Origin of the sequence: Ramlibacter montanisoli (assembly GCF_013087525.1) — a bacterium.
Classification (GTDB): Bacteria; Pseudomonadota; Gammaproteobacteria; order Burkholderiales; family Burkholderiaceae_C; genus Ramlibacter; species Ramlibacter montanisoli.
Genome location: NZ_JABFCS010000001.1, coordinates 2,118,562 through 2,136,652, shown reverse-complemented (window position 1 = coordinate 2,136,652; position 18,091 = coordinate 2,118,562). Strand labels below are relative to the sequence as shown.

The 18,091-nt window shown below is 67.9% G+C and carries 13 protein-coding genes, 3 tRNA genes and 2 pseudogenes; 12 read left to right on the top strand and 6 right to left on the bottom strand.

Annotated elements, in window-relative coordinates:
* The first annotated feature begins 70 nt into the window (after positions 1-70).
* From clpX to HK415_RS10555, 6 genes and pseudogenes are all read left to right on the top strand, one after another.
* A complete protein-coding gene (gene clpX, locus HK415_RS10580) occupies positions 71-1,336 on the top strand; it encodes an ATP-dependent Clp protease ATP-binding subunit ClpX (RefSeq protein ID WP_171558786.1) in 1,266 nt (421 codons plus the stop codon).
* A gap of 163 nt (positions 1,337-1,499) precedes the next feature.
* A pseudogene (lon, locus tag HK415_RS10575) lies at positions 1,500-3,913 on the top strand (endopeptidase La).
* A 93-nt stretch (positions 3,914-4,006) separates the two neighbouring features.
* Positions 4,007-4,082: transfer RNA gene (locus HK415_RS10570), tRNA-Gly, on the top strand.
* Between the two features lie 45 nt (positions 4,083-4,127).
* Positions 4,128-4,201: transfer RNA gene (locus HK415_RS10565), tRNA-Cys, on the top strand.
* A 65-nt stretch (positions 4,202-4,266) separates the two neighbouring features.
* A tRNA-Leu gene (locus HK415_RS10560) sits at positions 4,267-4,357 on the top strand.
* Positions 4,358-4,419: 62 nt separating this feature from the next.
* Positions 4,420-5,046: a DUF6806 family protein gene (locus HK415_RS10555; RefSeq protein ID WP_171558784.1), complete on the top strand. Its 627-nt coding sequence runs from the start codon at positions 4,420-4,422 to the stop codon at positions 5,044-5,046.
* Between the two features lie 3 nt (positions 5,047-5,049).
* Here the strand turns inward: HK415_RS10555 and HK415_RS10550 are convergent, their stop codons facing one another.
* Positions 5,050-6,879: an AMP-dependent synthetase/ligase gene (locus HK415_RS10550; protein WP_171558781.1), complete on the bottom strand. Its 1,830-nt coding sequence runs from the start codon at positions 6,877-6,879 to the stop codon at positions 5,050-5,052.
* 136 nt (positions 6,880-7,015) lie between these two features.
* On the opposite strand from HK415_RS10550, the gene HK415_RS10545 reads away from it, so the two are divergent.
* Positions 7,016-8,323: an MFS transporter gene (locus tag HK415_RS10545; protein WP_171558779.1), complete on the top strand. Its 1,308-nt coding sequence runs from the start codon at positions 7,016-7,018 to the stop codon at positions 8,321-8,323.
* On the opposite strand, the gene murI is transcribed toward HK415_RS10545, so the two are convergent.
* Both murI and HK415_RS10535 read right to left on the bottom strand, forming a co-directional pair.
* A complete protein-coding gene (murI, locus tag HK415_RS10540; RefSeq protein WP_171558778.1) occupies positions 8,303-9,082 on the bottom strand; it encodes a glutamate racemase in 780 nt (259 codons plus the stop codon). The two genes, HK415_RS10545 and murI, sit on opposite strands and share 21 nt — an antisense overlap.
* A 45-nt stretch (positions 9,083-9,127) precedes the next feature.
* A complete protein-coding gene (locus HK415_RS10535) occupies positions 9,128-10,681 on the bottom strand; it encodes a fumarate hydratase (protein ID WP_171558775.1) in 1,554 nt (517 codons plus the stop codon).
* A gap of 101 nt (positions 10,682-10,782) precedes the next feature.
* Here HK415_RS10535 and HK415_RS10530 point away from each other — a divergent pair.
* A pseudogene (locus HK415_RS10530) lies at positions 10,783-11,615 on the top strand (Crp/Fnr family transcriptional regulator).
* 13 nt (positions 11,616-11,628) lie between these two features.
* On the opposite strand, the gene HK415_RS10525 reads toward HK415_RS10530, so the two are convergent.
* The 3 genes from HK415_RS10525 to HK415_RS10515 are packed head-to-tail and all read right to left on the bottom strand — an operon-like array spanning position 11,629 to position 13,663.
* The gene (locus tag HK415_RS10525) at positions 11,629-12,279 is read right to left on the bottom strand and encodes a methyltransferase domain-containing protein (protein ID WP_171558772.1); all 651 of its coding nucleotides are present in this window, start codon (positions 12,277-12,279) and stop codon (positions 11,629-11,631) included.
* Positions 12,201-13,223: a class I SAM-dependent methyltransferase gene (locus HK415_RS10520; RefSeq protein ID WP_171558769.1), complete on the bottom strand. Its 1,023-nt coding sequence runs from the start codon at positions 13,221-13,223 to the stop codon at positions 12,201-12,203. The genes HK415_RS10525 and HK415_RS10520 overlap by 79 nt, the downstream gene beginning before the upstream one ends.
* A 53-nt stretch (positions 13,224-13,276) precedes the next feature.
* Entirely contained in the window at positions 13,277-13,663 is a 387-nt protein-coding gene (locus HK415_RS10515) for a hypothetical protein (protein WP_171558767.1), read from the bottom strand.
* Between the two features lie 151 nt (positions 13,664-13,814).
* Here HK415_RS10515 and fumC point away from each other — a divergent pair, with 151 nt between their 5' ends.
* From fumC to HK415_RS23900, 4 genes are all read left to right on the top strand, one after another.
* Positions 13,815-15,194: a class II fumarate hydratase gene (fumC, locus tag HK415_RS10510; RefSeq protein WP_171558764.1), complete on the top strand. Its 1,380-nt coding sequence runs from the start codon at positions 13,815-13,817 to the stop codon at positions 15,192-15,194.
* 109 nt (positions 15,195-15,303) lie between these two features.
* Complete coding sequence (locus HK415_RS10505) at positions 15,304-16,347, top strand: ABC transporter substrate-binding protein (RefSeq protein WP_171558762.1); 1,044 nt, start codon at positions 15,304-15,306, stop codon at positions 16,345-16,347.
* A 7-nt stretch (positions 16,348-16,354) separates the two neighbouring features.
* Positions 16,355-17,026: an ABC transporter permease gene (locus HK415_RS23905; RefSeq protein ID WP_216369767.1), complete on the top strand. Its 672-nt coding sequence runs from the start codon at positions 16,355-16,357 to the stop codon at positions 17,024-17,026.
* Complete coding sequence (locus HK415_RS23900) at positions 16,996-18,084, top strand: ABC transporter permease (protein ID WP_216369766.1); 1,089 nt, start codon at positions 16,996-16,998, stop codon at positions 18,082-18,084. The genes HK415_RS23905 and HK415_RS23900 overlap by 31 nt, the downstream gene beginning before the upstream one ends.
* The last annotated feature ends 7 nt before the right edge of the window (positions 18,085-18,091 follow it).

Sequence of the window (18,091 nt, the reverse complement as noted above, 5' to 3'; positions counted from 1 at the left end):
CGCCTCCGGGAAACCGGGGCGCCGTTTGTTGTATGGTTATCATTGAATCCAGTTACGAAGGCACGGACCCATGGCCGACCGAAAAGGTTCTTCCAGCGAGAAAACGCTTTACTGCTCGTTCTGCGGGAAGAGCCAGCACGAGGTCAAGAAACTCATCGCAGGACCGTCGGTCTTCATCTGCGACGAGTGCATCGACCTGTGCAACGAAATCATCCGGGACGAGCTGCCCGCGGGTGACGACCAGCGCGAGTCGCGCGGCGACCTGCCCACGCCGCTGGAGATCAAGTCCAACCTGGACAACTACGTCATCGGCCAGGAAGCCGCCAAGCGCGCCCTGTCGGTGGCCGTGTACAACCACTACAAGCGCCTGCGCCACAAGGAAAAGGCCAAGAAGGACGACGTCGAGCTCACCAAGAGCAACATCCTCCTGATCGGTCCCACCGGCTCCGGCAAGACGCTGCTGGCGCAGACCCTGGCGCGCATGCTGGACGTGCCCTTCGTGATGGCCGACGCCACCACGCTGACGGAAGCCGGCTACGTCGGCGAGGACGTCGAGAACATCATCCAGAAGCTGCTGCAGAACTGCAACTACGAGGTGGAGCGGGCGCAGCGCGGCATCGTCTACATCGACGAGATCGACAAGATCTCGCGCAAGTCGGACAACCCGTCGATCACCCGCGACGTGTCGGGCGAGGGCGTGCAGCAGGCGCTGCTCAAGCTGATCGAAGGCACCATGGCCAGCGTGCCGCCGCAGGGCGGGCGCAAGCACCCGAACCAGGACTTCCTGCAGATCGACACGACCAACATCCTGTTCATCTGCGGCGGCGCCTTCTCCGGCCTGGAGAAGGTGATCGAGCAGCGCACGGAAGCCTCCGGCATCGGCTTCGGCGCCAACGTGCGCAGCAAGAAGGACCGCACCCTGTCGGACATGTTCCGCGAGGTCGAGCCGGAAGACCTGATCAAGTTCGGCCTGATCCCCGAGCTGGTCGGCCGCCTGCCGGTGGTCGCCACGCTGGCGGAGCTGTCCGAGGACGCGCTGGTGCAGATCCTCACCGAGCCCAAGAACGCGATGGTCAAGCAGTACGCCAAGCTGCTGGCCATGGAAGGCGTGGAGCTGGAGGTGCGGCCCAGCGCGCTGAAGGCGATCGCCCGCAAGGCGCTGAACCGCAAGACCGGCGCCCGCGGCCTGCGCTCGATCCTGGAACAGTCACTGATCGACACGATGTTCGAACTTCCGAACATCAGTAACGTGGAGAAGGTGGTGGTCGACGAGAACACCATCGAGGAAAGCAAGCCACCGCTGCTCGTGTACCGCGAGGCGGCGAAGAAGGCCTGATGACCCGGGAACAGGAACTTCCCCCTTCAGGCCGCAACGGCCGACCCTCCTGTCCCCCTCATTTTTTGGTGCCATTGGCCCTGGTCCGACCCCGCAAGGGTGCGGCCGGGTTGAAAATGGACTTTTGCCAGCCATATTCCGTTGAGTCACTATAAGGATCTCCATGTCCGGACACACGCCCCTGCCTGCTGACCCGATGGACCTGCCGCTGCTGCCCCTGCGCGACGTGGTGGTGTTCCCCACATGGTCATCCCCCTGTTCGTGGGCCGGCCCAAGAGCATCAAGGCCCTGGAAGCCGCGATGGAGGCCGAGCGCCGCATCATGCTGGTGGCCCAGAAAGCCGCCGCCAAGGACGAGCCTTCGGTCGCCGACATGTTCGAGGTCGGCTGCATCTCCACAATACTGCAGATGCTCAAGCTGCCTGACGGCACCGTAAAGGTGCTGGTCGAAGGCCAGCAGCGCGCCCGCGTCGCCAAGATCACCGACGGCAACGCCCACTTCACCGCCACGGTCGTGCCGGTGGAGAACACGGCCGAAGACGGCAAGTCGCCCGAAATCGAGGCGCTGCGCCGGGCCGTGCTCCAGCAGTTCGACCAGTACGTCAAGCTGAACAAGAAGATCCCGCCGGAGATCCTGACCTCGATCGCCTCGATCGACGACCCGGGGCGCCTCGCGGACACGATCGCCGCGCACCTGCCGCTGAAGCTGGACAACAAGCAGGTGGTCCTGGACCTGGCCGAGGTCAAGGAGCGCCTGGAGAACCTGTTCGAGCAGATCGAGCGCGAGGTCGAGATCCTCAACGTCGACAAGCGCATCCGCGGCCGCGTGAAGCGCCAGATGGAAAAGAACCAGCGCGACTTCTACCTGAACGAGCAGGTCAAGGCCATCCAGAAGGAACTCGGTGAAGGCGAGGAAGGTGCCGACATCGAGGAGATCGAGAAGAAGATCAAGCTGGCCAAGATGCCCAAGGACGCCAAGAAGAAGGCGGACGCGGAACTCAAGAAGCTCAAGCTGATGTCGCCCATGTCCGCGGAAGCGACCGTGGTGCGCAACTACATCGACGTGCTCACCGGCCTGCCCTGGGCCAAGAAGACCAAGATCAAGCACGACCTGCAGTACGCGGAAGACGTGCTGAACGAGGACCACTGGGGCCTGGAGAAGGTCAAGGACCGCATCCTGGAATACCTCGCGGTGCAGCAGCGCGTGGACAAGGTCAAGGCGCCCATCCTGTGCCTGGTCGGCCCCCGGGCGTCGGCAAGACCTCGCTGGGGCAGTCGATCGCCAAGGCGACCGGCCGCAAGTACGTGCGCCAGGCCCTGGGCGGCATGCGCGACGAGGCGGAGATCCGCGGCCACCGCCGCACCTACATCGGCGCCATGCCGGGCAAGGTGCTGCAGTCGCTGTCCAAGGTCGGCACGCGCAACCCGCTGTTCCTGCTCGACGAGATCGACAAGCTGGGACAGGACTTCCGAGGCGACCCGGCCTCGGCACTGCTGGAGGTGCTGGACCCCGAGCAGAACCACACCTTCAGCGACCACTACGTCGAGGTCGATTTCGACCTGTCGGACGTGATGTTCGTGGCGACCTCGAACTCGATGAACATCCCGCCGGCGCTGCTGGACCGGATGGAAGTCATCCGCCTCTCGGGCTACACCGAGGACGAGAAGACCAACATCGCCATGCGCTACCTGCTGCCCAAGCAGATGAAGAACAACGGCGTGAAGGAAACCGAGCTTGCTGGTCGAGGAATCGGCCGTGCGCGACATCGTGCGCTACTACACCCGGGAAGCCGGCGTGCGCTCGCTGGAACGCGAGCTGTCCAAGATCTGCCGCAAGGTGGTCAAGGGCCTGCAGCTCAAGAAGATGACGCCGCTGGTGAAGGTCAACGCCGAGAACCTGAACGACTTCCTGGGCGTGCGCAAGTTCACCTACGGGCGCGCGGAGCAGCAGAACCAGGTGGGCCAGGTGGTCGGTCTCGCGTGGACCGAAGTCGGCGGCGACCTGCTGACGATCGAGGCGGCGCTGATGCCCGGCAAGGGCAACGTGCTGCGCACCGGTTCGCTCGGCGACGTGATGAAGGAGTCCGTGGAAGCCGCGCGCACCGTGGTGCGCAGCCGCTCCCGCGCCCTGGGCATCAAGGACGACGTGTTCGAGAAGAAGGACATCCACGTGCACGTGCCCGACGGCGCGACGCCCAAGGACGGTCCTTCGGCCGGCGCGGCGATGACGACGGCCATCGTGTCCGCGCTCACCGGCATCCCGGTGCGTGCCGACGTTGCGATGACCGGCGAGATCACGCTGCGCGGCGAGGTCACGGCGATCGGCGGCCTGAAGGAAAAGCTGCTGGCGGCCCTGCGCGGCGGCATCAAGACGGTGCTGATCCCGGAGGAGAACTCCAAGGACCTGCAGGACATCCCCGAGAACGTGAAGAACGACCTCGAGATCGTCCCCGTGCGCTGGATCGACAAGGTGCTGGAAGTGGCGCTGGAACGCCACCCTACGCCGCTGCCGGACGAGGAGCCGCAGGCGGCCGCGCCCGTGGTGGGCGGCGCGACGCCGGTCGCCGTGAAGCATTGAAGGAGCCCGCGGAAGGTGCCGCGCGCAGGTGCGGCACCTTTTTCAGGAACTCGTCAGGAGCCGCAAAAACTCCGCTATAATTTCGGCTTCGACGCGGGAGTAGCTCAGTTGGTAGAGCGCAACCTTGCCAAGGTTGAGGTCGAGAGTTCGAGACTCTTCTCCCGCTCCAGATCCGAAAAGGGAAGCCGCAAGCTTCCCTTTTTCCTTAGAGTGCGGCGCGTTAGCAAAGCGGTTATGCAGCGGATTGCAAATCCGTTTAGCTCGGTTCGACTCCGGGACGCGCCTCCAGACCTCCAGCCCCGCCAACCGCCGTTGCCGGGGCTGTTTCGTTGATGCCGTACAGTGCCACTGCCGCCTCGATGGTGAAATTGGCAGACACAGCGGACTTAAAATCCGCCGCTCCCTGACCGGAGCGTGCCGGTTCGATCCCGGCTCGAGGCACCAGCCATCCCTGCAGAAGAACTTACGACCGGCCGGACGAGTCCACAATAGGGCCGGAGAGCACCATGTCCCAATACGATGCCCCCTTCGAGATCCACGTGCACGGCGACGTGCCGCTTCGCACCGGGGTGACCTACGCGCAGCTGCAGGAAGCGCTCAAGCCCCTGTGGACCTATGCCGGCGCCAAGTCGCTGGCCGACGGCGCCGAGAGCGCCTACGAGGAAGAGCCCGGCATCAAGTTCGACGCCCCCGAGCGCATGCTCACGATGTGCTGGACGGTCGCGGGCGACCTGGACTTTCGCCAGCAGCTCGACGAGATGTGCATGTCGCTCAACGAGCTGGCCGAGGAGGGCGCCGCGATCGAGGTGACCTTCTACGACGCCGAGTTCGACGAGGAGGAGGCCGAGGCCGACGCCGAGTCGCGCGACGACTTCGTGATGCTGTTCGTCGGCCCGACGCCGGCGGCCATCATGCAGGTGCAGCGCGACCTGCTGGTGCAGGACGTGGTGAACCTGATGGAGCGGCACTTCGAGCCCAACGAGCTCGACGGCGTGGTCGCGGAGATCGACAAGCTGTTCGCCGAGCGCTTCGACAAGCTGGTGAGCTCGCTGGAACTGGGCAAGCCGCCGCGCGGCAGCGGCGGTGGCGGCGGAGGGCATGGCGGCGGGCGCCGGCCGCGGCACCTGCACTAGCCTTCACCGCGGCGCGTACATCCCCTCGATCTCGCGCTCGAAGCGCGCCTCCAGCTGGCGCCGCCGCAGCTTCATGGTCGGCGTGATCAGCCCGTTGTCCGTGCTCCAGGGTTCCAGCGTCAGCGAGGCCTGCCGCACGCGCGCATAGGAGGGGAAGGCCGCCAGCCGTTCCGCCATGCGGCGCAGCACGGCCTCGGTCGCCGCCGGCCGCTGCAGCGAGGACGGCGCCTGCGGGTCCAGCTCCAGGGTGGTGGCCAGCTTCTCCCACTCGTCGCGGTTCAGCACCGCCAGCGCCGCCACGAAGGGCCGGCCCTCGCCGATCACCATCACCTGCTCGAACAGCGGGTCCTCGGTGATCGCCAGTTCCAGGTCCGCCGGCGGCAGCTTCTCGCCCGTGGAGGTGACCAGGATGTCCTTGAGCCGCCCGACGATGTGGACGTGCCCGCCCTCGTCGATGCGGGCGATGTCGCCAGTGTGCAGCCAGCCCTCGGGGTCGATCGTCTCGGCCGTCTTGGCCGGGTCCTGCCAGTAGCCCTGCATCACGTTCGGGCCGCGCACCAGCAGTTCGTCCGCCGGCCCCAGCTTCACCTCGATGCCCGGCAGCGGACGGCCGACCGACTCGGGCACGTTGTCCTCCGGGCGGTTGGCCGAGACGATGGGCGCCGCCTCGGTCAATCCGTAGCCTTGCAGCACCGGCAGGCCCAGGCCGATGAAGCAGTGCATCAGCTTCTTGGACACCGGTGCGCCGCCGGACACCGCGATGCGGAGGCGCCCGCCCAGCCGCTCCAGCAGCTTGTCGGCCACCAGGTGCCGCAGCACCGGCCACATCATGTCGGCCGCGGGGCCGGGCGGCTCGCCGCGATGCTGCGCGGCCTCGAAGCGGTGCCAGCCCGCCGTCTCCGCCCAGGCGAACAGCTGCCGCGCCGGCGCGCCCTTGGCCTCCAGGCCCTGCTGGATCTTCGCGTAGATGCGCTCGTAGATCCGCGGCACCGACACGAGCACGGTGGGGCGGATGGTCACCAGGTCCTCCGGGAGGTCCGGCACCGAGCGCGAGAAGGCGACCGCGCTGCCCGTGGCCATGGGCGCGTAGTAGCCCACGGTGCGCTCCAGCGCATGCGACAGCGGCAGGAAGGACAGGAACAGGTCCTCGCGGTACACCGGCACGGTCTGCAGCACGGCGTCCACGTTGGACAGGATGTTGCGGTGCGACAGCATCACGCCCTTGGGCCGGCCCGTGGTCCCGGAGGTGTAGACGATGGTGGCGAGCGCGTCGGCGTCGACGCCCACGCGGGCGTCGCTCTCGTGCACCCCGGCCAGCCACTGGTCCACGGTGCGCACCAGGTCGCCGGCTTCCGGCGCCGTGCCGGACGCGCACAGGAGCACGCGCGAGAGCTGCGGCAGTTGCGCGGCGTGGGGCGCGAGCGCCTGCCACTGCCTGGCGTCCCCCACCAGCAGCACGCGCGCGCCGCAGTTGCCCAGGATGTAGGCGATGTTCTCGGGGTTGTCCGTGGCGTAGAGGGGCACGACCACCAGGCCCAGCGACTGCGCGGCCTGGTCGAAGCAGACCCATTCGACGCTGTTGCGCAGCATCACGGCCACGCGGGCGCCCGCCGGCAGCGCCTCGCGGACGACGAAGGCGCCGCGCCAGCGCCGCACCAGCGCGTGCAGGTCGCCCCAGGTGTAGCTGCGCCAGCTGCCCATCGCCGGCTGGAACTGGCGGTAGGCCTCGGCCTGGGGAGAGCGCTGGTACCGGCGCTCGAACAGCGCGGGCAGCGTCCAGGCGTCGGCGTACGCGATGGTGTCGAGCGTGGGCGGGGCGGACGCTTGCGGCATCGTTGTCTCCTGTCGCCGGGCGAGGCCGGTACGGCTTCGCACAGTATTGGCGCGTGGGTGGACGGCGCCATGAGGCAGATCAAGGTCGCTCGCTGCGCGCACGGCTCGGCTATGCTCTGCGCCCCAGGAGGTGCCCATGGCCCTGTTTTCCCAGGACGCGCTGAATCCCGGCGTGCGCAAGCGCGAGGTGTTCGGCTGGGCGATGTACGACTTCGCGAACTCCGGCTACACCACGGTGGTGATCACCGCCGTTTTCGCGGCCTATTTCGTGGGCGGCATCGCACAGAAGGCGGAATGGGCCACCTTCGCCTGGACGCTGGCCCTGAGCATCTCCTACGCGATCGTGATGCTCACGATGCCCAGCATCGGTGCCTATGCGGACCTGCGGGCGGCCAAGAAGCGGCTGCTGATGATCGTCACCGCGGGCTGCGTGCTCGGGACCGCCGCCCTGGCGCTCGCCAAGCCGGGCGCGGTGGCGATGGCGATGCTGCTGATCATCGTGTCCAACGTGTTCTACAGCTATGGCGAGTCGCTGACGGCGGCCTTCCTGCCGGAGCTCGCGCATCCCGACTCGCTGGGCAAGGTCAGCGGCTGGGGCTGGGGCTTCGGCTACTTCGGCGGCATGCTGGCCCTGGGCATCTGCCTGGGCTACGTGCTGTGGGCGCAGGGGCAGAAGATCCCCGCGTCCGACTTCGTGCCGGTGACGATGCTGATCACCGCCGTGCTGTACGGCGCGGCTTCGCTGGTGACCTTCCGCCTCTTGCGCGAGCGCGCGCAGCCGAACCCGCGCGCGCTGCAGGAAGGCGGCTTCGCGGCTTCGCTGCACCGCCTGAAGCGCACCTTCGCGGACGCGCGGCGCTACCGCGACTTCATGTGGCTGCTGGCCTGCGCGGTGTTCTACCAGGGCGGCGTGGCGGTGGCCATCACGCTGGCGGCGATCTACGCGGAGACCGTGATCGGCTTCCAGCCGCAGGAAACCATGGTGCTGATCTTCGTGCTGAACCTCGCGGCCGCCGCCGGCGCCTTCGCCTGGGGCTACCTGCAGGACCGCATCGGCCACAAGATCGCGCTGGGCAGCACGCTGGTGGGCTGGATCCTCACCTGCGTCATCGCGGCGCTGTCCGCGACCAAGGGCCAGTTCTGGTGGGCCGCGGCGATCGCGGGCCTGTGCATGGGGTCCAGCCAGTCGGCCGGCCGCGCGATGGCGGGCATGTTCGCGCCGCAGCGGCAGCTCGCCGAGTTCTACGGGCTGTGGACCTTCGCGGTGCGGCTCTCCAGCATCGTGGGGCCGCTCACCTACGGCGCCATCACCTGGGCCACCGGCGGCAACCAGCGGCTGGCGATCCTCTCGACGGCGGCGATGTTCGTGGTGGGGCTGGTGCTGCTGACGAAGATCGACGTGCAGCGCGGGCGCGCGGCGGCGCTACAGGCCCAGCCAGCGTGAGGCGGCCTGCTGCAGCTCCTGCGCGGACCCCGTGGTGTGCCACTGCACGCGGCCGCTGCCGGCGGGATTGAGCAGGTCCTGCGCTTCCAGCAGCCGGCGCGTCTGGCGCGCCACCGGCTGCCCGGTCTCCACCAGCTGCACGTCCGGGCCGAGCAGCTCGCGAAAGACGTCCGCCGCGAAGGGGTAGTGGGTGCAGCCCATGACCAGGGTGTCGATCTCGCCCGGGCCGGTGCCGAAGCAGCAGGCCTCGCGGGTGTAGCGCCGGCACAGCTCGCGGATGCGCGGCTCGTCGTGCGCCTCGATGGCCGCCGCCAGGCCGTCGCAGGGCACCAGCACGAACTCCGCCTGGTCCTTCAAGGATTCCTGCAGGGCCTTGAACTTGGCGCTGGACAGGGTGCCGCGGGTGGCGAGCACGGCGACGTGGCCGGTCCTCGTCAGGGCCGCGGCCGGCTTCAGGGCCGGCTCGACGCCGACCACGGGAAGGTGGGTGTGCCTCGCGCGCACCAGGTGCACCGCCGCGGCGGTGGCCGTGTTGCAGGCGATCACCAGGCCCTTGATTCGGTGCTGCTCCAGCAGGTCCACCGCGATGGCGAGCGAGCGGTTGGACACGAACTCCTCGCCCTTCTCGCCATAGGGCGCATGCCCCGCGTCGGAGAAATAGACGAAGTCCTCGCCGGGAAGCTCGGCGCGCAGGGCCCGCAGGATGCTGAGCCCGCCGACGCCGCTGTCGAATACGCCGATGGGGCGGTCACGGTCCATGCCCGTGACTCTACCGGGACGGGAGCCCCGCCTTGCCAGACAGCTTCAGGCCGCCGCGACAGGAATCTTCTTGAACTCGCCGGTCGCGATCTTCCTGCTCCACTCGGCCGGGCCGGTGGTGTGGACGCTGGTGCCGCTGGAATCCACCGCGACCGTGACGGGCATGTCGACCACGTCGAACTCGTAGATCGCTTCCATTCCGAGGTCTTCGAAGCCCAGCACCTTCGACTTCTTGATGGCCTTGGACACCAGGTAGGCCGCGCCGCCCACGGCCATCAGGTAGGCCGCCTTGTGCTTGCGGATCGACTCGATGGCTTCCGGGCCGCGCTCGGACTTGCCGATCATGCCGATCAGCCCGGTCTGCGCCAGCATCATGTCGGTGAACTTGTCCATGCGGGTGGAGGTCGTCGGGCCGGCCGGTCCCACCACTTCGTCGCGCACCGGGTCGACCGGGCCCACGTAGTAGATGACGCGGTTGGTGAAGTCCACCGGCAGCTTCTCGCCCTTGGCCAGCATGTCCTGGATGCGCTTGTGCGCGGCGTCGCGGCCGGTGAGCATCCTGCCGTTGAGCAGCAGCGTCTGGCCGGCCTTCCAGGTGGCGATCTCTTCCCTGGTCAGCGTGTTCAGGTCGACGCGCTTGCTCTTCTGGGTGTCGGGCGCCCAGTCGATCTTGGGCCACAGGTCCAGGCTCGGCGGATCGATGTAGGCCGGGCCGGAGCCGTCCAGCTCGAAGTGCGCATGGCGGGTGGCCGCGCAGTTGGGGATCATGGCGACCGGCTTGCCCGCCGCGTGGCAGGGGAACATCTTGATCTTGATGTCCAGCACGGTGGTCAGCCCGCCCAGGCCCTGCGCGCCTATGCCCAGCGCGTTGACCTTCTCGAACAGCTCCAGGCGCATCTCTTCCAGCTTCGACAGCTTCTCGCCGCGCGCGGACTTCGCCTGCAGCTCGTACATGTCGATGTCTTCCATCAGCGCTTCCTTGGCCAGCAGCACCGCCTTTTCCGCGGTGCCGCCGATGCCGATGCCCAGCATGCCGGGCGGGCACCAGCCGGCGCCCATGGTGGGCACGGTCTTGAGCACCCAGTCGACGATGGAATCGCTCGGGTTGAGCATCACCATCTTGCTCTTGTTCTCGCTGCCGCCGCCCTTGGCCGCGACGGTCACGTCCACCTTGTTGCCCGGAACCAGTTCGACGTTCACCACCGCCGGCGTGTTGTCCTTGGTGTTCTTGCGCTCGAACTGCGGATCGGCGACCACCGAGGCGCGCAGCGTGTTGTCCGGGTGCAGGTAGCCGCGGCGCACGCCTTCGTTGACCGCGTCCTCCAGGCTGCCGGTGAAGCCTTCGAGGCGGCAGTCCATGCCGATCTTGAGGAACACGTTGACGATGCCGGTGTCCTGGCAGATCGGCCGGTGGCCCATCGCGCTCATCTTGCTGTTGGTCAGGATCTGCGCGATCGCGTCCTTGGCAGCGGCGCTCTGCTCGCGCTCATAGGCGCGCGAAAGGTGCGCGATGTAGTCGGCGGGGTGGTAGTAGCTGATGTACTGCAGCGCCGCGGCGACGGATTCGATCAGGTCGGCGGCTTTGATCGTGGTGGGCATGGTGTGGAAGGGTGAAGGAGGGTCCGGGTCCATTATCCCAAACGCTGCTGAGCACCTTCTTACACTCCCCGGCAAGCGCCGCCTGCATCTAGACTGCGGACATGGCGCAACCACCTGCCGGCCGCAAGGGATCTCCCCATGCCGCTCCCCCTCCGGAACCCAGGCAGAACCACCTGCTCGCCGCCTTGTCCCCCGAGGTCCAGGGGCGCCTCTTCCCGCACCTGGAGCTTGCCGAACTGCCGTTGCGCGCCTTGATGTACGAGGCGGGGCGGCCCATGCGACACGTCTATTTCCCGACCGACTCCATCATCTCCATGCAGTACCTGATGGAAAACGGTGCCTCCACGGCGATCTCGGTCGTGGGAAACGAGGGCTTGCTGGGCATCACCTTGTACATGGGAGGGGAGGGCACGCCCAGCCGCTCCATCGTGCAAAGCGCGGGCCATGCCTACCGCCTGCCGAGGCCGCGGGTGAAGGATGAATTCAACCGGCATGGAGAGTGCTGCTGCTGATGCTGCGCTACACGCAGGCACTCATCACGCAGGTGGCCCAGACCGCCGTGTGCAACCGGCACCACACGATCGACCAGCAGCTTTGCCGATGGCTGCTTCTTTCCATGGATCGGCTGTCGCACAACCGGCTGACGATGACCCAGGAATTCATCGCCAACATGCTCGGGGTCCGCCGGCCGGGCGTGACGGTCGCCGCCTCGAAGCTGGAACACCTCGGGGTGATCTCCTATGAACGGGGAATGATCAGGGTGATGGACCGCGCACGCCTCGAATCCCTCAGTTGCGAGTGCTACCGCGTGGTGAAGAGGGAGACGGACCTGCTGCTGCACTACCTGCCGCAGCGACAGGTGATCGCCCATGCCGACGACATCCCGACGGTCACGCTGGAACAGGGCGGGCCGGCGCGGCGCGGCGGAGGCTGAGCCCCGCCGACTGCTACACGGCGTGAGGCCCGCGCCGCCTCGGGCGCAGGCGGAAGCCGAACTGGGTGGCATTGAGCTGCGTCCATTCCTCGGCGCTCTCCACCGTCAGCAGCAGCTTGCCGCACGCGACCGGCGCGGGGAAGCGTTCCATCTGCTCGCCCGAGCTGCCCAGGACGGCGATCGCCTCCACCTCGAAGCCGGTCTCCTCGAACATGGATCGCATGGTGTCCAGGGTGAAGAAGCGGATGTGCGTGACATCGAGCACGCCGGCCGGCAGGTACTGGAAGACGCCGCGCGAAAGGGCTTCGATGACCCACAGGTAGCCGACGTTGGGCAGGCTGACGATCACCTGCGCGTCCGGCGGCAGGTTCGCCGAGAGGAATTGCAGTTCGGCCCAGGGGTTGTACATGTGCTCCAGCACGTCGAGCAGCAGCACGGTGTCGACGCCGGCAACCCGCTCCCGGTCCGCGGCGCTCCATTGCTCGCGCGGCAACGTGGTGACGTGGTCCAGCCGGCCGGCGGCCACGCTGGCCGCGCGCTCGTTCAGCTCGCAGCCCCACACCCACAGCCCCGGCATGGATCGCTTCATGCCGGCGCCGATGGCGCCGGCGGCGCAACCGATGTCCAGCACGCGGCGCGGTGCGTGGCCGAACAGCTCGCGCACGCCGAGCCGCTCCCCTCGCCATAGTCATGTTCCTGTACCCCGGCCTGCGCCGCGAGCAGCCGCCAGGCCGGCGTGTCGTCTGCCGCAGCCACGCGAGACCCCCGCTTCTTCGACAGCCGGAAGCCGTACTGGATGACGTTGAGCCGTTCCCACTCCTCGGCGCTTTCCACGGTCAGCTTCAGCTCGCCGGCCTGCACCTGCGTCGGGAAACTCTCGATCGCGATGTTGCGCGAGCTGCTCAGGACCCACTGTTCGTCGACGGCAAAGCCGGTCTGGTCGAACATCTCGTGCATGCCCGGCAGCGTGAAGAAGCGGATGTGCGTCACGTCCAGGATGCCGGTGGGCCGGTAGTCGAAGCTGCCCTTCGCCAGCTGCGTCATGACCGAAAGGTGGCCCACGTGCGGCAGGCTGACGATCACCTGCGCTTCGTCGGGCAGGTGCTCCGAGAGGAACTCGAGTTCCGCCCAGGGGTTGTACATGTGCTCCAGCACGTCGAGCAGCAGCACGGTGTCCACGGACTTCAGCAGTGCCCGGTCGGACTCGGGCCACTGCGCACGCGCGACGGGGGTGACGTGGTCCAGGCGCGTGGCGGCCACGCGCGCCGCCCGTTCGTTCAGCTCGCAGCCCCACACCCACAGGCCGGGATCCGACGCCTTCAGCCCGGCGCCGACGGCACCCGAGGCGCAGCCGATGTCCAGGATGCGGCGGGGCTGGTGCCCGAACAGGTGCTGGATGCCGGGACGCGCGTGGTCGCCGTAATCGAGGTCCTGCACGCCGGCCTGTGCCTCCAGCAGCCGCCAGGCCGGCGGCTCGTCCGATGCGGCCCTGGGAGCGGGCCGATCGGCCGGCGGAGGCAGTTGCGGCGGTGCGATGGCGGGCCCGGTGACTGGCTGCGGCGACGGGGATGCCAGCAGCGAGCGCAGGAAATGCATCAACAGGGACATCGCCCGATTGTGGCAGCGGCCGCTGCCAGCGCGACCGCAGGCGCGCCGGCCGGTCAGCGGCAGTAGTACAGGCGGATGCGGGGCTCCCCGCCCGAGTTCACGGCGAAGGCGTCGATGCAGCCGCTGGAGCCGTGTTCGCCGTAGACCACCACGAAACCGGGTGGGGTGCCGCCGCCGGGGATGTTCAGGGTCAGCATCGGCTTGCCCAGTTCCGCGACCAGCTGCGTGAGCGGCTGGTCCTGCCAGCGCCGGTTCATCTCGATTTCCCGCTGCTCGCGGATGCCCCCGCCGCCGCCGGCGGCCGGCTGCGGAAGCTGGCGCGCTGCCTGTTCCAGGTCGGCGCACCCGGTGCCGGAAAGCACGATCGCCACGGCGCAGGCGCGCCGCAGCGAGCGCCCGGTCCTGGCCTGGGTGCACTGGTGCGGTTCTGGGGATGCCACGGGATCTGCCTCTGCGCAGGAGATTGGATCACAGGGCGGCCGGCGCGCATCGCGCATCCCTGCGAAAAAGTGCGGTCGCGGATCGCCTGTTGATGCTCGTCAGTAAAGGGCATCGCTGCACGCCCGCGGGCAAAGCTGCTAGGGTCCGCGCATGGCCACGCGCATCGAACACGACACCTTCGGGCCCATCCAGGTGCCCGCCGACCGGCTGTGGGGCGCGCAGACGCAGCGCTCCCTGCAGAACTTCGACATCTCGGGCGAGCGGCAGCCGCGCGAGATCATCCGTGCGCTGGCGCAGGTCAAGCGCTCGTCCGCCGTGGTGAACCACCTCCTCGGCCTGCTGGACCAGCAGAAGGCGGCCGCCATCGTCGCCGCCGCCGACGAGGTGCTTGCCGGCCGGCACGATGCCGAGTTCCCCCTGGTGGTGTGGCAGACCGGCTCCGGCACCCAGACCAACATGAACGTCAACGAGGTGCTGGCCAACCGCGCCAGCGAGCTGCTGGGCGGCGCGCGCGGCGAAGGCCGCAAGGTGCATCCCAACGACGACGTCAACAAGAGCCAGTCTTCCAACGACGTCTATCCGACGGCGATGCACATCGCCGCGGTCGATGCGATCCGCAACCGCCTGCTGCCGGCGCTCGCGCAGCTGAGGGACACGCTGGCCGCGAAGTCCGACGCCTTCCGGGACATCGTGAAGATCGGCCGCACGCACCTGCAGGACGCCACGCCGCTGACGCTGGGGCAGGAGTTCTCCGGCTACGTCGCGCAGCTGGAACAGGCGGACCGGCACCTGCACGCCGCCATCCCGCACCTGTGCGAGCTGGCACTGGGCGGTACCGCGGTGGGCACCGGCCTGAACGCGCCCAAGGGCTATGCGGAGCAGGTCGCAGGCGAGCTCGCCCGCCTGACGGGCCTGCCGCTGGTGACCGCCCACAACAAGTTCGAGGTGATGGCGGCGGCGGATGCGCTGGTGCATGCGCATGGCGCGCTCAAGACGCTGGCGGCCAGCCTGATGAAGATCGCCAACGACATCCGCTGGCTGGCCAGTGGCCCGCGCAGCGGCATCGGCGAACTCACGATCCCGGAGAACGAGCCGGGCTCCTCGATCATGCCGGGCAAGGTCAACCCGACGCAGAGCGAGGCGCTGACCATGCTGTGCTGCCAGGTGTTCGGCAACGACGTCGCCATCAACTTCGGCGGCGCCTCCGGCAACTTCGAGCTGAACGTGTTCCGGCCCATGATCGCGCACAACTTCCTGCAGAGCGCGCGCCTGCTGGCCGACGGCATGCGCAGCTTCAACGACCACTGCGCGGTGGGCATAGAGCCGAACCGCGAACGCATCGCCGAACTGGTGGACCGCTCGCTGATGCTGGTGACGGCGCTGAACCCGCACATCGGCTACGACAAGGCGGCGGCCATCGCCAAGAAGGCGCACAAGGAAGGCACCAGCCTGCGCGCGGCCGCGGTCGCCTCCGGCCACCTGACCGGGGAGCAGTTCGACCAGTGGGTGCGGCCGCAAGACATGGTTTGAGACTTCCCCATCAGTGTCGACGTTATGGTCTGAACTGTTGACACTTCAGGAAAGCGCGTTCAGTATCTCCCCGCAGCGGTTCGCAGCGAAACCGCGTCAAGGAGACAACATGTCAGCCCAGCCCGCCGCCGCCGTCCTGGCGCTCGTGGCCGCACTCGCCTCGGGTGTGGCCCATTCCCAAGCTCCCGCCCCCTACGACGCGACGCCGCAGCTGGTGGCCGCCGCGCAGAAGGAAGGCAAGATCGTGTGGTACTCGGCCACCGACGTGCAGGTCGCCGAGAAGCTCGCGCGCGCCTTCGAGGCCAAGTACCCCGGCATCAAGGTGCAGGTGGAGCGCTCCGGCGCCGAGCGCCTGTTCCAGCGCATCAACCAGGAATACGGCAGCAAGATCCACGCGGCCGACGTCATCGAGACCTCGGACGCGGTGCACTTCGTGCACTTCAAGAAGCAGGGCTGGCTGCAGCCGGCGGTGCCCAGTGAAGTGGCGAAGCACTGGCCCAAGGAATACAAGGACGCCGACGGCACCTACGCCGCCTACCGCGCCCACCTCTCGGTGATCGCCTACAACACCAAGCTGGTGCCCAAGGAGCAGGCGCCCAAGTCGCACGCCGACCTGCTGGATCCCAAGTGGCAGGGCAAGCTGGTGAAGGCGCACCCGGGCTACAGCGGCACCATCATGACCGGCACCCAGGCCCTGAGCCAGTCGCCCCTGGGCTGGAGCTACTTCGAGAAGCTGGGCAAGCAGAAGGTGATGCAGGTGCAGTCGTCCACCGAGCCGCCCAAGAAGCTGGCGCAGGGCGAGCGGCCCGTCATGGCCGACGGCAACGAATACAACGTGTTCGTGCTCAAGGAAAGCGGCGTGCCGATCGAGCCGGTGTACGCCACCGAAGGCACGCCGATCGTGATCGGCAACGCGGCGCTGCTGAAGAACGCGCCCAACCCGAACGCGGCGCGCCTGTTCTACCACTTCATGTTCACGCACGAGGCGCAGCAGCTCAATAGCGACGTCGGCGGGCTGCGCTCCTTCCACCCCGAGGTGAAGGAGAAGGCGGGCCGCATGCCGCTGTCGCAGATCAAGCTGCTGAACTCCGACCCGGCGCAGCTGCAGCCGGACAACATCAAGAAGAAGTACGAAGAGTATTTCGGCACCTGAGGACGCGATGACGGTTGCCGTTCCCGCTGCCGAATCGCTCGCCAAGGCTCCTTTCCGCATCGACCTGGTCCGGCCGGCGTTCTACGCGCTGGCCGCGATCCTGGCCGTGCTGGTGGTGCTGCCGCTCGCGTGGCTGCTGTACTACGCGCTGGTGGACAAGGACGGCCAGCTCACGCTGGCCAACTTCGCGACCCTGGTCACCGACGCCACGCTGCGGCGGCCCTTCGCCATCGCCATCGCCATGGCGCTGGGCGTCGGCGTGCTGTCCTGCGCCGTCGCCACGCCGCTGGCCTGGCTGGTGGCGCGCACCGACCTGCCCGGGCGCCGGCTGGTGCGGGCGCTGGTCACGGCCTCCTTCGTGACGCCGCCCTTCCTGGGCGCGATCGCCTGGGAGATCCTGGCCGCGCCCAACAGCGGCCTGATCAACGTCTTCTACCGCTACCTCGCCGGCGGCCAGCCGTATGACGCGCCCCTGCTCAATATCTACAGCTTTCCCGGGCTGGTGTTCGCCATCTCCTGCTACACCTTCCCCTACGTCTTCACGCTGGTGGCCAACGGGCTGGACCGCGTGCCTTCGGACCTGGAAGACGCCTCGTCCATCCTCGGCGCGCGCGCTGGACCACGCTGCGCAAGATCACGATCCCGCTGGTGCTGCCGGCGATGCTGGCCGGCTCGCTGATCGCGATCCTGCAGGCGCTGACCATGTTCGGCTCGCCCGCCATCCTGGCGCTGCCGGCCGGCTTCCACGTCATCACCACCAAGATCTGGAGCCTGTTCCAGTTCCCGCCCAAGCCGGGGCTGGCGGCCGCCGCGGCGCTGCCGCTGCTGCTGATCACGGTGCTGCTGCTGCAGGGCAAGAGCTGGATCCTGGGCCGCAAGGGCTACACCGTGCTGGGCGGCAAGAGCGGCGAGCCGCGCATCCTGAAGATGGGCCGCTGGAAGATCGCCGGCGTCGCCTTCGCGGTGTTCGTGCTCTCGCTCACCGTGATCCTGCCCTACATGGCGCTGCTGAAGACCGCGCTGACGCGCAACGTGTCGGAGCCGCTGACCTGGGCGACGCTCACGCTGCACAACTTCAACTTCGTGTTCTTCGAGTTCTCCGCCACGCGCAAGGCGATGTGGAACACCTTCCTGCTCGGCTTCTCCACGGCCACGATAGGCACGGGGCTCGCGCTGGTGGCGGCCTACATGGTCTCGCGTGCGCCGGTGCGCGGCGCCGGCGCGCTGGGCATGCTGGCCACCGCGCCGGTGGCCATCCCCGGCATCGTGCTGGGCGTGGGCATGTTCCTGACCTACTCGCATCCGCAGCTGATGCTGTACGGCACGCTGTGGATCCTGCTGATCGCCTTCCTCACCATCGAAATGCCGGCGGGCTACCAGCAGATGTCGGCCGCCTTCCACGGCATCCATCCGGAGCTGGAGGATGCCAGCCGCATCCTGGGCGCCTCGCGCCTGAAGACGCTGCGCCTGATCACCGCGCCGCTGCTGCGCACCTCGGTCATCGCCACCTGGTGCTTCGTGTTCATCGGCACCATCCGCGAACTCTCCGCCACCATCCTGCTGACCACGGCCAACACCAAGCTGGTGTCGGTGGTCATCTACGACCTGAACGAAAGCGGCGACATGGGCGCGATCTCCGTGCTGGGGATCATGCTGCTGGTCGTGTCCTTCACGGTGGTGATCATCGCCAACCGCCTGCCGGTGCTGGGCAACCAGCGGGTGCCGGTGCTCCGTTAACCAACCC

Excerpts from the sequence above, each read along its gene's own strand:
- HK415_RS23905 (WP_216369767.1), top strand. The coding sequence starts at position 16,355 with ATGACGGTTGCCGTTCCCGCTGCCGAATCGCTCGCCAAGGCTCCTTTC.
- HK415_RS10550 (WP_171558781.1), bottom strand. The coding sequence starts at position 6,879 with ATGCCGCAAGCGTCCGCCCCGCCCACGCTCGACACCATCGCGTACGCC.
- HK415_RS10545 (WP_171558779.1), top strand. The coding sequence starts at position 7,016 with ATGGCCCTGTTTTCCCAGGACGCGCTGAATCCCGGCGTGCGCAAGCGC.
- murI (WP_171558778.1), bottom strand. The coding sequence starts at position 9,082 with ATGGACCGTGACCGCCCCATCGGCGTATTCGACAGCGGCGTCGGCGGG.
- HK415_RS10520 (WP_171558769.1), bottom strand. The coding sequence starts at position 13,223 with ATGTCCCTGTTGATGCATTTCCTGCGCTCGCTGCTGGCATCCCCGTCG.
- HK415_RS10535 (WP_171558775.1), bottom strand. The coding sequence starts at position 10,681 with ATGCCCACCACGATCAAAGCCGCCGACCTGATCGAATCCGTCGCCGCG.
- clpX (WP_171558786.1), top strand. The coding sequence starts at position 71 with ATGGCCGACCGAAAAGGTTCTTCCAGCGAGAAAACGCTTTACTGCTCG.
- HK415_RS10555 (WP_171558784.1), top strand. The coding sequence starts at position 4,420 with ATGTCCCAATACGATGCCCCCTTCGAGATCCACGTGCACGGCGACGTG.
- fumC (WP_171558764.1), top strand. The coding sequence starts at position 13,815 with ATGGCCACGCGCATCGAACACGACACCTTCGGGCCCATCCAGGTGCCC.
- HK415_RS10505 (WP_171558762.1), top strand. The coding sequence starts at position 15,304 with ATGTCAGCCCAGCCCGCCGCCGCCGTCCTGGCGCTCGTGGCCGCACTC.